General features: G+C 43.0%; 11 protein-coding genes. 4 read left to right on the top strand and 7 right to left on the bottom strand.

Going from position 1 to position 13,808, the window contains the following annotated elements; all coding sequences use genetic code 11:
• Positions 1 to 3: 3 nt before the first annotated feature.
• Positions 4 to 708 carry a 16S rRNA (uracil(1498)-N(3))-methyltransferase gene (locus ACO6S0_RS06615; protein ID WP_422351211.1) on the top strand — a complete coding sequence of 235 codons (705 nt, stop codon included), beginning with the start codon at positions 4 to 6 and terminating at the stop codon, positions 706 to 708.
• Here ACO6S0_RS06615 and ACO6S0_RS06610 read toward each other — a convergent pair.
• Positions 705 to 1,487 (bottom strand): DUF1223 domain-containing protein, encoded by a 783-nt coding sequence (locus tag ACO6S0_RS06610; protein ID WP_422351210.1) that lies wholly within the window; start codon positions 1,485 to 1,487, stop codon positions 705 to 707. The two genes, ACO6S0_RS06615 and ACO6S0_RS06610, sit on opposite strands and share 4 nt — an antisense overlap.
• Positions 1,488 to 1,526: 39 nt before the next feature.
• Here ACO6S0_RS06610 and ACO6S0_RS06605 point away from each other — a divergent pair, with 39 nt between their 5' ends.
• From ACO6S0_RS06605 to ACO6S0_RS06595, 3 genes are all read left to right on the top strand, one after another.
• Positions 1,527 to 2,177: a DUF4159 domain-containing protein gene (locus ACO6S0_RS06605; RefSeq protein WP_422351209.1), complete on the top strand. Its 651-nt coding sequence runs from the start codon at positions 1,527 to 1,529 to the stop codon at positions 2,175 to 2,177.
• A gap of 3 nt (positions 2,178 to 2,180) precedes the next feature.
• Positions 2,181 to 3,281, top strand: coding sequence for an AI-2E family transporter (locus ACO6S0_RS06600; protein ID WP_422351208.1), 1,101 nt, complete (start codon positions 2,181 to 2,183; stop codon positions 3,279 to 3,281).
• A gap of 82 nt (positions 3,282 to 3,363) precedes the next feature.
• Positions 3,364 to 4,470, top strand: coding sequence for a class I SAM-dependent methyltransferase (locus ACO6S0_RS06595; protein WP_422351207.1), 1,107 nt, complete (start codon positions 3,364 to 3,366; stop codon positions 4,468 to 4,470).
• A gap of 54 nt (positions 4,471 to 4,524) precedes the next feature.
• Here the strand turns inward: ACO6S0_RS06595 and ACO6S0_RS06590 are convergent, their stop codons facing one another.
• The 6 genes from ACO6S0_RS06590 to ACO6S0_RS06565 form a co-directional block, all read right to left on the bottom strand.
• Positions 4,525 to 5,412 (bottom strand): type IX secretion system membrane protein PorP/SprF, encoded by an 888-nt coding sequence (locus ACO6S0_RS06590; RefSeq protein WP_422351206.1) that lies wholly within the window; start codon positions 5,410 to 5,412, stop codon positions 4,525 to 4,527.
• A gap of 14 nt (positions 5,413 to 5,426) precedes the next feature.
• Positions 5,427 to 10,787, bottom strand: coding sequence for a gliding motility-associated C-terminal domain-containing protein (locus tag ACO6S0_RS06585; RefSeq protein WP_422351205.1), 5,361 nt, complete (start codon positions 10,785 to 10,787; stop codon positions 5,427 to 5,429).
• An 8-nt stretch (positions 10,788 to 10,795) separates the two neighbouring features.
• Positions 10,796 to 11,341: a DUF4347 domain-containing protein gene (locus ACO6S0_RS06580; protein WP_422351204.1), complete on the bottom strand. Its 546-nt coding sequence runs from the start codon at positions 11,339 to 11,341 to the stop codon at positions 10,796 to 10,798.
• Between the two features lie 124 nt (positions 11,342 to 11,465).
• On the bottom strand, positions 11,466 to 12,389 hold the full coding sequence (locus ACO6S0_RS06575; protein WP_422351203.1) for an alpha/beta hydrolase: 924 nt from the start codon (positions 12,387 to 12,389) through the stop codon (positions 11,466 to 11,468).
• A 13-nt stretch (positions 12,390 to 12,402) separates the two neighbouring features.
• A complete protein-coding gene (locus ACO6S0_RS06570; RefSeq protein ID WP_422351202.1) occupies positions 12,403 to 13,116 on the bottom strand; it encodes a M15 family metallopeptidase in 714 nt (237 codons plus the stop codon).
• Positions 13,113 to 13,805: a dienelactone hydrolase family protein gene (locus ACO6S0_RS06565; RefSeq protein ID WP_422351201.1), complete on the bottom strand. Its 693-nt coding sequence runs from the start codon at positions 13,803 to 13,805 to the stop codon at positions 13,113 to 13,115. Before ACO6S0_RS06565 ends, ACO6S0_RS06570 begins: the two co-directional genes overlap by 4 nt.
• Positions 13,806 to 13,808 lie beyond the last annotated feature (3 nt).

The following is a 13,808-nucleotide window of genomic DNA, read 5'->3' as shown; positions in this document are numbered from 1 at the left end:
TTTATGCAGCTCTTCTACAATCCTTCGTTGGACAATAGTTTTAAACAATTCTCTTTTAACTCAGAAGAGAGCAAGCACATCGCCAAAGTACTTCGGAAGAAAGAGGGAGATATTCTTTATATCACCAATGGGATGGGTTATTTGTTCGAGGCTGAAATCTTGATTGCAGATCCCAGAAAGTGCAAAGCGCAGATCGTATCGGAAAAGAAGAGCATTCCCAAGCGCTATCATTTGCATTTGGTCGTGGCCCCAACTAAAATGAACGATCGCTATGAATGGTTTTTGGAAAAAGCCACAGAAATTGGGGTGGACGAGATTACTCCAATCATTTGCGAACGGTCCGAGCGCAAGGTCATTAAACAAGAACGGATGGAGCGGGTGCTGCAATCGGCTATGAAACAGTCTTTGCAGACTTTTTTACCAAAACTAAACCCTGCTACTTCATACAAACAGTTTATGGAGCAACAAGTGGAGGGTTTAAAATTTATTGCCCATTGTGAGAATGGTGAAAAAATGGAGTTGAAGAGAAGGGCAGCTGCAGATAAAGATGTGACCATTCTAATTGGTCCCGAAGGGGATTTTTCAACATCCGAAATTCAATTGGCAAAGGAAAAAGGTTTTGTTCCAGTTTCTCTGGGGAACAATAGGTTACGAACGGAGACAGCGGCCATTGTCGCCTGCACCACCGTTGTTATGATCAACAGCTAGTGCAAGGCCTTTTTGGTCGCCCCAACAATATCTAAATTATCAGTTTCCACCAAGGCCATCACTGTAATCTTATCGGTTGGCGAAACCAAACTTGGGATGGGTAGGTAAGCGCGCCCATTTCTCTCAGGTGAAATGATGTACTTTTCGGCAACCACAATATTACTGTTCTTGAGTGACCGGTTTCGGTTTTCTCCCCTTTTGACTTGGGTGATGCGCTCATCCAAGACCAAAACGACTCTAATTTGTCTCCCTTTCAAATTCCCAGATAAAGTATAATCAAATTTTACTTCGGAAGACGTATGCTGAATATTGTTAAGTTGAATTGTATTTCTTGGTTTTTCTGCACTATAGGTGTTTATACTGGCATATAATTTTGAGGAATTAGATCCCACAAAGTGCTCCTTTCCATTAACCACAAGCTGTGGAGTATAGTTGCTGCGGTTTTTGAACTTTACATTATATGCTCCCTGTTTTTTGCTGTATCCCGATTTACTAAAAGGGTCTTTCCAACCAATGTAATTCCAATAGTCCACATGATACGAAAGCGCAAAAACCTCATCAGGGAATTGGTTTTTCACCTTGTCCAAAAGCCGATCAGCAGGAGGACAACTGGAACAACCTTGGGAGGTAAAGAGTTCCAAGACCACAATGGGCTCATTGGCCATGATTTCAACCTCCACCAGTGGACTGGACAAACCTTCTATGCTACCTGCCTTGTATAAGGTGGCCAAGGACATACCAAAAAGGGCCATGGAAGAAATTATGATTTTTTTAATCATGAATACTGTACATTTGATTCATTGGTTAATCGGAGGTTCATGAAACTACTTACGAAGCACTTGCTCTTTTTAACTTTTTTTGTGATGACCATAGGTCATGGGCAAGACGTAGCCGTACTCAAATATGGAGGTGGAGGGGATTGGTACTCCAACCCCACCGCACTTCCCAATCTTATCGCATTTTGCAATGCCAATATCGGAACCAAAATCAATCCAAAACCGCAGACCGCTGAGGCGGGTAGCATATCCATATTTAGATACCCGTATTTGCACATGACCGGTCACGGAAATGTATTTTTTACCGAGGAAGAAGCGTTAAACCTAAGAACCTATCTGCTTTCGGGAGGTTTCCTTCATGTGGATGACAATTATGGCATGGAACCCTATTTGGTAGGTCAATTGGAAAAAGTCTTTCCAGAAAAACAATTGGAGGAATTGGGAGCGGACCATCCCATTTTCAATCAACAATACAAATTTCCCAATGGCTTGCCCAAGATTCATGAGCACGATGGCAAAAGACCACAGGCGTTGGGAATCTTTGACCAGGGTCGATTGATCCTGCTATTTACTTTTGAAAGTGATTTAGGAGATGGATGGGAAGATCCCTCTGTGCATAATGATCCAGAAGAAGTTAGATTGAAAGCCCTGCAAATGGGAGCCAATATTGTGGAATACGCATTTAAAAGTTAAACCATGAGATCCAAAACCATTGCCAACGGAATTTTAAGGGCGGTAGCCATCATCGTAGGTGTAGTGCTTATTGGCTATTTGCTGTATAAGATCCAATCTGTTCTGGCGTACTTGGCCATAGCCGCAGTTATTGCCTTGTTGGGAAGACCCATTGTTCTGTTCCTCAGAAGAAAACTAAAATTCCCGAATACCCTGGCTGTAATTGCAACCATGATATTTATGTTGGCCATTTTTTTGGGAATTCTGGCTTTGTTCATCCCATTGATCAACGAGCAAAGTAGAAACCTTTCCCTTTTAGATATAGAATCATTAAAAGCTGACGTCAATACCCTATACCTTCAGATTTTGGAATATTTCGGGGCAACTACCGACAGTGTAAGCCATTTGATAGAAGACTCCGATTTGGAGAAGAATGTTCTGGAAGGATTGAATCTTGGATTTATTCCCAACTTTCTTAACTCCTTCATGAATGCCCTGAGCAATTTCAGTATTGGTCTTTTCTCAGTGCTTTTCATCTCCTTCTTCTTTTTGAAGGACAGCAAACTTTTTCAAAATGGGATGCTCACTTTTGTTCCCGATGACAAGGAAAACAACTTGGTGAAGTCTGTTGACAAAATCAACAATTTGTTGTCCCGATACTTCGCGGGAATCTTGTTACAATTGTTCATACTTTTTGTAATTTATACCATAGCCCTTTTAATTGTGGGTGTGGAAAATGCCATCGTGATTGCATTCCTATGTGCCCTTTTTAACATCATTCCTTACATAGGTCCAATCATTGGTGGGGCCATCATGCTCACCCTGACCATGACCAGTTTTTTGGGTGCAGATTTCAGTACTGTAATTCTTCCCAAAGCTATGTACGTTTTGATTGGTTTGGTGATCGGGCAATTGATCGATAATTTCTTTTCCCAACCCTTTATTTTTTCCACAAGCGTGAAGTCCCATCCCTTGGAAATCTTCTTGGTGATCATCATTGCCGGCTTGCTTTTTGGAGTGGTTGGAATGGTAGTTGCCGTACCGGGATATACGGCAATTAAGGTGATTTTGAAGGAGTTTTTAGCGGAAAACGAGGTGGTGAAAAAGCTTACAAAAGACTTATAGTGTCAGTTTGAATAAATTGATATTAAATACTGGTGTTCAAAGTTTTATAGAAAATAATTGGAGTACTGACATCCTGTCAGTTTTGCTTCAGAAACCGCTTTTTGAGGGCATTACACAAAAAGAGCTCGCAATTCAGCTGGAAGCCAAGAAAAAGTGCAGGGAAAAACTACCAACCTGGTTCCAAACACCAAACATTTTCTACCCTCCCAAACTACATATTGAACAAACTAGTTCGGAGCAAACCGCAGGCTACAAAGCAAGCTTGATCCAGGGAGAAAAGTTGTTAGATCTAACTGGAGGGTTTGGTGTGGACAGCTACTTTTTTTCATCCCATTTTGAATCTGTTTTGCATTGTGAAATGGACTCAGATTTGAGCCAAATTGCGGCACATAATTTTAAGGTTTTGGATAGAAAAAACGTCATCTGTATTCCAGGTGATGGATTGGAATTTCTGAAAAGCACCAATGAAAAATTTGATTGGATTTTTGTAGATCCCTCAAGAAGGAATGATAAAAAAGGAAAGGTGTTTTTACTTGAGGATTGTTTGCCCAACTTACCAAAACATCTTCCATCAGTTTTTGAAAAAGCATCCCGTATCTTAATCAAGACCTCCCCCCTTCTGGATATAAAACAGAGCATCCAAGAACTTAAATTCGTAAAAGAAATCCACGTGGTTGCGGTCCAAAATGAGGTAAAGGAACTGCTATACGTTTTGGAACACGGATATACTGGAGAAGTTGAGATAAAAACGGTCAACCTGTTTAAAGACCAACAAATAGGTTTCAATTTCAACCTTCATGACGAGCAAAGGACAAGCGTCCAATTAGGGAAACCCGCAAACTATCTTTATGAACCCAATGTGGCCATATTAAAATCGGGTGGATTCAAATCTATAGGTAAATCCATTGGGGCTCTGAAACTGCATCAGCATTCACATCTTTACACTTCAGAAAAACTTTTGAGTTTTCCAGGCAGGACTTTTAAAATAGAGGAAGTGCTACCATATTCCAAAAAAGGCATGAAATCTGTGTCAAACTCCAAAGCCAACGTAAGTACCCGAAACTTTCCCCTATCCGTGGCCGAAATACGCAAAAAACATAAGATCAAAGATGGAGGGGAAACTTTTCTTTTTTTCACTACTGACATAAATGACGAACTTAGGGTCATAGTGGCAAAAAAGTGCAGCTGATCCTGAAAATCAAAGCTGCACTTCCTATGTACTAAAACTAAAATCGAGACGAATCTACATAGTCAATCGCATAAAAAGTTCGTGGGAGCTGTTGTCCACATCGTTGATAGCGTTTTCCAAGGCTGCTTCATAGGCGTAGCCTATGTGAAACCCAGAACTTACATCAAACATGAACATTCCGCTCAAGGCTTCGTTCAATCGGTATGAAGTTCCAAACTTGAACCGTTGGCCAAAATCCAAAATGGACGTAAGGTCCCAAGATATGGGAGAAGCCTCTACATAACGAAGCATGCTGCTGGTTTGTAACTTTAAGTTTTTACCTAGGGCAAAATCATACCCTCCAGCCAGATATACATGTCTTTTGTCCGTGCTCAAATAGGCACTTCCATCCCGTTCCTCCAAACGATCGGGAGTCATGAGTTTTGGTGCTGACAACGAGATAAAGAAACGTTCATGTTTTAGATAGACCCCGGCACCTACATTGGGAGTGAATCGGTTCTCAAAATCCATGAGCGTACCATCCTGGCCCATGCTATAGGTTATCAAACCAGCGGTGTTGGCACTATAGGAGTTTCCACTGGCCTTTAGTCCGAAAAAGAGCGTGTATTTGTTATTCAACTTTAACTCGTATGAAAAATCAACACCAACCCATGTCTGGTTTTCAATAAAGGTTTGATCGTTCAATATGGACACTCCAAGACCCACATTGGATCCAACTGGCATGGAGAAAAGCGCACTTTGACTTTCAGGAGCACCTTCCACTCCGGCCCATTGACTCCTTAGTCCGAGGGTCAATTCTGCACCTTCTGAGGATCCCGCATAGGCAGGGTTTATAAGGTTCATATTGTATCTATAAAAGGTATAATGGGGATCTTGCTGTGCATTGATTGACATTGGGCACAAGGCCAAGATCAGCGTTAGAACCAATATTAAATTCTTCATTGTTTTTATTTTTTTTAATAGTTGATATAAATCCAACCTTGCACGGGTGCCGATCCATCTCCAAGGTCAATCACATACATATAGGAACCGGAAGGAAGTTTTTCCCTATGGTCTTTATAGAAACCTTCCCAGTTGTTCTTATAACTTTTTGTGGCAAATACCACATGTCCCCATCGGTTAAACACTTTTACGGTGTTATTTGGGTAATTGTCTATTCCGGGTATAACCCAAGCTTCGTTCATTCCGTCACCGTTTGGGGTAAATGCCTGCGCTGGGGTAATCAAAGGCTCGGAATTGTTGGGAAAATCATCATCTCCATCTGGAACCCCGTCATTATCATCATCATCGTCTGTATTATCTCCAATGCCATCATTGTCCGCATCCGAGTCTTCTGTGGGATCTAATGGAAAGGCATCGCTCACATCTGGAGTTCCATCGTCGTCGTCGTCATTGTCAGCGTTGTTTCCAATTCCGTCCCAATCGGTGTCGGTATCCTCATCAGGGTCCAACGGAAATACATCATCTATATCGTCCGTGCCATCATTGTCATCGTCTGGGTCCATCGAGTCGGGAATACCATCTCCATCGGTATCAGTTCCATCCAATGGCTGATCGTCCTCTGTATCTGGAACCCCATCGTTGTCGTCATCAGTGTCGGCATTGTCTCCCGTACCATCGCCGTCCGTGTCGGTATCCTCTGTTGGATCAAAAGGAAAGGCATCGTCGCCATCCTCTGTGCCGTCATTATCGTCATCGGTATCGGCATTGTCACCCGTACCATCACCATCAGAATCCGTATCCTCGGCAGGATCCAGTGGGAAGGCATCGTCGCCGTCCAATGTACCGTCGTTGTCGTCATCGGTGTCCGCATTGTCACCCGTACCATCACCGTCAGTGTCGGTATCCTCTGTCGGGTCAAAAGGAAAGGCGTCATCACCATCCTCTGTGCCGTCGTTATCGTCATCGGTATCGGCATTGTCGCCCGTACCATCACCATCAGAATCCGTATCCTCTGTCGGGTCCAGTGGGAAGGCATCGTCGCCGTCCAATGTACCGTCGTTGTCGTCATCGGTGTCCGCATTGTCACCCGTACCATCACCGTCCGTATCGGTATCCTCTGTCGGGTCAAAAGGAAAGGCATCGTCGCCATCCTCTGTGCCGTCATTATCGTCATCGGTATCGGCATTGTCACCTGTACCATCACCATCAGAATCCGTATCCTCGGTCGGGTCCAGTGGGAAGGCATCGTCGCCGTCCAATGTACCATCTCCATCATCGTCATCATCACAAGCATCACCTTCTCCATCGTTGTTCGTATCCAATTGATCGGCATTGGCTGTGTTCAAACAATTATCGTCTGTATCCTTTATTCCGTCATTATCCACATCAGTCTCCTTGGTTTTGGTATCCGTTGCTGGATCTCCTTCATTACTGTTCGTATCCGTTAGGGTAACGGATAGGGTAATCGTACCATCTCCAAGTCCACTTAAATCGATTCCTGCAATCTGATCTGTGGCGGTAACTATCGTGCCAGTACCAGTCACATTGGTACCTCCTCCATCACTACTGAAAGTATAATTAAAAGTGGCTCCAATTTCAGCGTTGGCAAAAGTGAAACTTATAGCATCTTCATTGGTGGCATCAATATCACTTTGATCTATTGACACGGTATACCCTGCCGGCGGCGCGTCGTCTACATCCGTGACTTTTACCGTCACGGCCTGGTTAATTGTGGCGCCTGTATCTGTAGCCCTGATCGTGATTTGATATTCATTATCTCCATCGGCATCATCCGGGTCTTCAAAATCTGGTGGAGTCAAAAAAGTAAGCTCCCCTGTTGAACCATCGATTGCGAACAGGTCGTTGTCCCCACCAACAGCCAAGGCATAGTTTATGCCAACATCATTTGCACCCCCATCTCCATCATTGGCATCGGCATTGGCAACCGTTCCTGTACCATTTTCTTCAAACTCCAGAATGGGCAGTAGATGATATTCATGAACTCTTTTTGTGAATCCGACGGTATAGAATTTTGAGCCGTTTGAATTAAAGGCCAAACCATAGGGATTCCCTTCCTGATCATCGGTATCAAAGGCCAGTCCTGAATAACTTATGCTAGATAGGTCATATGGGACGGACAAATCATAGGCCAAAAGTTCTCCCCCAATGGTAATAACGAACAACCGACTACCATCTCCATTAAAATCAAGCTCCATAGGACTGCCATCTTCTGTAATCTCATAGGAATTGTTGGTATAGACCGCGGTTGATATATCAAATGGTGTACTTAAGGTATATTCATAGATGTAATCGGTACTGTAGGCCAATAAATACATCTTGCTTCCAGTCCCATTAAAGGTGACATCATCGTAAGATGGTCCCTCAGATACACTATAGGCTTGGGAAAAGGTTGCGGTGGATATATCATAAGGAGTTGAAAGAGAATATTCCGTTATGTTGTTGCCCGAATTGGCACTCGCATAGTAAATTTTAGTACCATCGTTGTTAAAATTAATTCCCGTGGTTCTTCCAGACATTCCCGTCAATGAATCAACGTAATTGGCTGTAGAAACATCATATGGGGTAGACAATGTGTACTCGGCAATTTCACTTGAAAAAATACCGCTCACAAACATCTTGGTCCCGTCGTTGTTAAAGGTAATACCGTAAGGACTGCTGAGCTGGGAAGATACGTTGGTAGAATTCCCGGAATAAACTGCTGAAGAAACATTGTAAGCAGCAGTTGGAGCGGTGAAAACCGGCAAATCATCCACAGGAACTATGGACAAAGTAATTTTTGCCGTTACCTTGGTTCCTGCATCATCCAGTTCATAAGTGACCGAGTCGCTACCGTTCTCATTTGGGTTCGGTGTGTAAATCACTTGATTACTTCCATTGACCGTAGCGGTTCCTTTGGAACCTTGTACGGTAATCGTGACAGTAGGCGTGTTTCCGGTATCGTAAACATCATTGTATAATACATCTATAGGATCCGATACGGAATCTTCGTCCAACACGGCAAGGTCGTCATCTGCTCCAACCACCAAGGTAATGTCATAGGGACCAAAAGAAGCGGTTCCAGTATTGCCAGCATTATCTTTGGCTTCTGCATGGATATACCAGCCGCTTCCTCCTGATTGGAAGGAAACATTTTTGGATTGACTGTTGCTCCAAGATGACCAACTGGAAGCATCTGACGCTGGAGGATTTGAATCCTGAAGCAACACATAGCGCTGCACATCAAAACCACTTCCCGCATTCTCATCCTGAAAAGTCAACAAAACATCCACCCCAGTATCCATTGTTCCATTTTCGGGATTTGCCTCCAAAGTGGGGTTTGTGGTATCGTGGGTAATGGTCAATGTACGGTAAAAAGGCTCGGACCATACTCCAGTATCTGTTTGTACCCTTAAGCTGATAATGTATTCTGCGCTTAAATTGTTATAGGCGGAAAAGTCCGTCATTTCAGTTGTGGTATTATGGATTTCTGTATCTGTTGGGTTACCCTCTTCGTCATAAACCCGCTGAGTTACAATCCATTCTTCAGTTGATAAATTCCTTCCATAGGGATCAATGGAATTGTTCTCAATACCAATGGTCATGGATCCTGAATAGGTGAAAAGCTCATCCGGTTGAATGTTGAATTGCGCAACCGGGAGATCTTCACTGCCTGAAGAACTGCTACTGTCCACTAAAATGTAGGCACTTGTAGGGCTACTCCAAACTCCTTGGTGATCCTGTACCGAAAGCATTACCAAATACTCTCCATCCGGAACTGAATTCTTGTCAAATACTCCAATGGTCCAATCATTGGCCGTTGCAGCATCTACAGATTTCCATTTCCATTCGGTCTGGGCTATACCATTGTTGGCACCGCCATCCAGATCATAGGATGTATCATTAAAAACACCGGTGGCCGAACTATAGGTAAAGCTCGCTATCGGTTTTCTATGGAAGAACAAAGTGGTAGGTGAAGTAGGTAAATCTTCAAAGGTGAAAGAGTATTTACCTGGTTTTTCATAAAACTCTGGAACATCTTCCAAATACAAATCGTTCCAAGAAACTCTCCCCTCGTTGTTGGGGAAAAAAGTTTCATCATGGGTAATTTTCCAGCGACCGCTGGGATAACTGGCATTGGCCGTATTGGTTTTCATTTCTGTGGGATCCACGGCAATCTCAACAGAAGTGCCAGCTATGAAGTAGTCCCCTGCAGTTACCGTTTCAAACAGGTACTGCTCGTAAATGTACTGGGCCATATCGTCCATCCAACTGGACCAACTCCCTGTGTCCCGATTCACAAAAGTTCCTTTGTCGTTGTTTTGCTCCACGAATCGTTCAAACTGGGTTTTGTTGGCATCCAAGCCCCAACCGATGTAATGGATATCTTCATTGATGGTACGCATTAAAATTTCGGCCAAATCGTCATCGTTGTTAAAATCATCAACCTCTTGATCATCCAAGTTAACGTTGAAGCGCATGGCACTGTTCCTCCATTGGGGTTCGCGAAGTACATCCTTGAATTTTTTCAGGGTGAGGCTAGTGACCTCAATGTTTTTAAAAGTTGCATAAGGCTGGCTATTGGAAAAGAAGCCATAGCTCCCTCCAATATCTTCGGTAGCGGTATAATCGATTACCTGCACATCATCTATCCAAATCTTGACATTCTTACCACTCACTTCCAACTTAACATGATACCACGTGGTGTTGGATGTAGGGTCAAAAATTGTACTTTCTGCCCCTTGCAGTCCCTGCAGATAATGCCGTGGATTGGCATTCCCGTCATCCCGAGTAATTTCATAAAGCCCGGAGGCAAAGCCATGACCGGGCATGAATTCGCTATTGGACAGCGTTCTTACCGCTCCGGAAAGATTAAACAAATAGGAGCCCACAGGACCATTGCCCATTCCGAAGGTAATCCCCATGTCATCATTATCACCACCAGATGTGGTCATGTCTGCTTCCAGGGTATAATTGGATGAGTCAAAAACAGGATCATAAAAGCCCGCTAGATAATCGTTATTGATCCGGCGGATTACCTTATCGGCATCAACAAATTCCCAAGTTTCGGGATTATAACCCCATCTGATCCAATTGTTGAAAATGTCCGCAGCATCTTCCGAGTTGGAAGAAATGGTGGTGCGTTCAAAACCCTGGACGTAAAGTTTGTCCGCAGGGATACCCTTGCTTTCCAAGGCAGCACCAAGGTCTTCTTCAAAAGTATCTATGTTTTGGCCGGTGATTCCCACCGTCAAAACCACATCTATATTGGGTCCTTGTTGTACTTCCATATTTACCGTTTGGGCAAACAAGGACTGGTAGGTCAATCCGCAAAGTAAAACTGCGAGATTGACCAATAAAAATTTAGTATTGGTCATGATTGGTCTTATTTAAATAGGGAACTTGTGATTAAGGTAGGAGAGGTAGAAAAATTAAATTCAAGTTCCTCATCTATGGTTTCGCAACTAAAACAAGAAGCTACATTAAGGTTGGTTTCATCTGCTATAGCTTCCAAAAGAGCTATCCCTTCGGCATGTTTGGCAAGGGTACAGGAGTAGACCAAAAGGTTTTTGGGTGTATGTCCCGAAAATGCCATTTTATCCAAATTTGAAACAATGTTATCTGTTGAATACTGCTGATTCCCCAGAGTAATTATGCTGTTATCGGTATTGCAAAACAGATGAATGTTTTGAATGGACGTTCCCGCCTTCACAGCCGTCTCCAGGGTTTGCTGCAGAGAGGATTGGGAATTGGCTTCAATTAGTTTAACATCAACCGGCAAGGAGGCTATAAGTCCATTCTTGTTCGGGAAGTTTTCGTCGATAATAACGATTTCGGAGTTTTGTGCGCTTAAATTTAGCGTGATGAGAGCTGTGCATAGAAGCGTAAAGCATCGTAGCACATGGTTTTTGGTAGGGTGATTTTTTTTCACTGGTTTTGATATAAGTTTTTTCTTACATCAAATGAAAGTTCTTTTTATAAAACCTAGAAAATATTGTTGGCAACTTAATTTGTGAAGTTGTGTAACTTCTATTTTTTGTAGGATTTATCTTATACTACGGGTCGATAAATGCCAACCAATCAAAAAATCTATTGAGCCAACCGTTCAATAAAGTATGGTTCAACCCCAGTGCAAAACCATGTCCGCCTGAAGGATAAATATGCATTGTTGCCTGTACCTTATGGTTCTTGAGGGAGCTGTAAAACCTAAGACTGTTTTCAACCACTACAGCTTCATCGTCCGTGGCATGCAATAAAAATGTTGGCGGAGTATCGGCATTTACATGCAGCTCGTTGGAAAAACGCCTTTTAAGCGCATCTGATTTTTGATTGCCCAATAATGCTTCTCTAGACCCCTGATGGGTAAACGTATCGTCCATTGTGATCACAGGGTAAATCAATGCCATAAAATTAGGTCTGGCCCCTAGCTCGTCGGCCTCATCCTGTTTGTCATAGACTTTATCATTATAATGAACACCCAAGCTTGACGCCAAATGCCCTCCGGCCGAAAAACCCATTATTCCAATTTTCTCTGGGTCAATGTTCCATTCTTTGGCTTTGCTCCGAACCAACCGTATGGCCCGTTGGGCATCCTGTAACGGCACTTCGTGCCGGTTTTTTACGATGGATTTAGAATTAGGTAAACGATACTTGACTACAATTCCTGCTATTCCTTGCGCATTGAAAGCTTTGGCAAAATCCACTCCTTCCCAATTGTACGCCAATCCTTGATAGCCTCCACCGGGAAATAACAAAATGGCTTTCCTAGTATTGTTTGGAACACTTGGGAGATACACTTCTATAGATGGCCGTTGCACATTGCGCACCCAACGAATATTTTCCAAAGTATCCACCTCCTTTTCTCCGATGTCTATTTGATTGGGTACGCTTTTAGGCCACAGGTTCATAATGGTATCTTGCCCAAATAGGCTATGCATGAACAGTAGCATGAAAACAAGAAAGAGGTAGTATCTATTCATATTCATTTTGGTTTTAATCACAATCCCATTTAAAGTTAGCTACTTTATCGTTTGAACCCGCAGATAGGTTGTAGTGCCACCACTCTGTTCGGATGGACCAAAAACCATGGGCTTCCATGGTTTCCTTTAACAATTTCCTATTGTCTAAGATGTTTTGGGGCAAATCCATATTATCGTGGTAAGCGCGTTTCCCAAAAAAATCGAAGTCCGTTCCCATATCCAGTTCTTTGCCTTGCATATCCACAAGTGTGATATCCACCGCACCTCCTTTATTATGAATAGATCCTTTCACCGGATCGGCAACATATTGCGGATTGGGCACAATTTCCCACATTTTATACTGGACACTATTGGGACGGTAGCAATCAAAAAACTTGATTCTAAACCCTTTGGAAATAAACTCCTTGTTTACTTCAATCAGGGCTTTTGCTGTTTTAACCCGGGTATAGCATTCCGCACAGTCGTACACTTTGGCCTTTAAAAAGTTGTTTTCGGTGGCATACCTCATGTCATATGCGAAATCATCACTAAAATCGGCCAATCTTACAAAGGTGGTGTCTGCCAACCCCTCAAAAGATTTAAAAACACGTTTTGGAGCCTGATCTATTGTGTCCTTTACTTCCTGTTGTACTGTTTGTTCCTGAGTGACGTTAACTTCTTCTGGTTTTTCTTTGACCTCTTTACAGGCGGTGAGCAAAACCAGGGTTATGAACAAAAGTTTTTTCATCTTATTCGTTTTTGATTGGCAAACCAAGTATATAAGGAATCTGTGGTATAGGCCCGTTCCCAGGAATTGTGTCCAACGTTCCCATATCGGGTATATCTCACCTTGTAATTCATCTTGCGCAGCTTTTCCACCATTTTATCGGATTCCTCCACGGCAATTACTTGGTCATCTTCGCCATGAAACACCCAAATGGGCATGTTTTTATCAATCCAATGCGCGTAGGGCAATGGGGTCATTCCACAGACCACCGCCATGGCGGCAAAGGTGTTGGGGTATTGGGTTGCCAATTCCCATGCTGCGCTTCCACCACGACTCAGACCTGTTAGGTAGATTTTGTTCACATCCACATTGTTGGTGGACACTACGGAATCCAAAAGTTGTTTAACAGCTTCAGCATTCCACCACTTCCTTTTATGTGGATTTTGGGGAGCCAAGACCAAAAACGGAAATTGTTTGCCCTCAACCAAAAGTTTGGGAGGACCATTTTCCTTGATTTCCTCCAAATCGCCTCCTGCTTCCCCTCCCCCATGTAAAAACAGCAATAAACCGAAGCTTTTATCACCATCGGTTTTATAATCTTGGGGATAGTACAGATAGTATCTAAGGTTTTCCCGAGTAACCGTTTCCACTTTATCCTCAATAATCTGTGTCTGCGCAGCACAGGCTTGAAGCAGAAAGAAACTGCACATAGC

The organism is Flagellimonas sp. (genome assembly GCF_965233845.1).
Taxonomy (GTDB): domain Bacteria; phylum Bacteroidota; class Bacteroidia; order Flavobacteriales; family Flavobacteriaceae; genus Flagellimonas.
This window is presented reverse-complemented; position numbering and strand designations above follow the sequence as displayed.

Excerpts from the sequence above, each read along its gene's own strand:
- ACO6S0_RS06615 (WP_422351211.1), top strand. The coding sequence starts at position 4 with ATGCAGCTCTTCTACAATCCTTCGTTGGACAATAGTTTTAAACAATTC.
- ACO6S0_RS06610 (WP_422351210.1), bottom strand. The coding sequence starts at position 1,487 with ATGATTAAAAAAATCATAATTTCTTCCATGGCCCTTTTTGGTATGTCC.
- ACO6S0_RS06605 (WP_422351209.1), top strand. The coding sequence starts at position 1,527 with ATGAAACTACTTACGAAGCACTTGCTCTTTTTAACTTTTTTTGTGATG.
- ACO6S0_RS06600 (WP_422351208.1), top strand. The coding sequence starts at position 2,181 with ATGAGATCCAAAACCATTGCCAACGGAATTTTAAGGGCGGTAGCCATC.
- ACO6S0_RS06590 (WP_422351206.1), bottom strand. The coding sequence starts at position 5,412 with ATGAAGAATTTAATATTGGTTCTAACGCTGATCTTGGCCTTGTGCCCA.
- ACO6S0_RS06585 (WP_422351205.1), bottom strand. The coding sequence starts at position 10,787 with ATGACCAATACTAAATTTTTATTGGTCAATCTCGCAGTTTTACTTTGC.
- ACO6S0_RS06575 (WP_422351203.1), bottom strand. The coding sequence starts at position 12,389 with ATGAATAGATACTACCTCTTTCTTGTTTTCATGCTACTGTTCATGCAT.
- ACO6S0_RS06570 (WP_422351202.1), bottom strand. The coding sequence starts at position 13,116 with ATGAAAAAACTTTTGTTCATAACCCTGGTTTTGCTCACCGCCTGTAAA.
- ACO6S0_RS06565 (WP_422351201.1), bottom strand. The coding sequence starts at position 13,805 with ATGTGCAGTTTCTTTCTGCTTCAAGCCTGTGCTGCGCAGACACAGATT.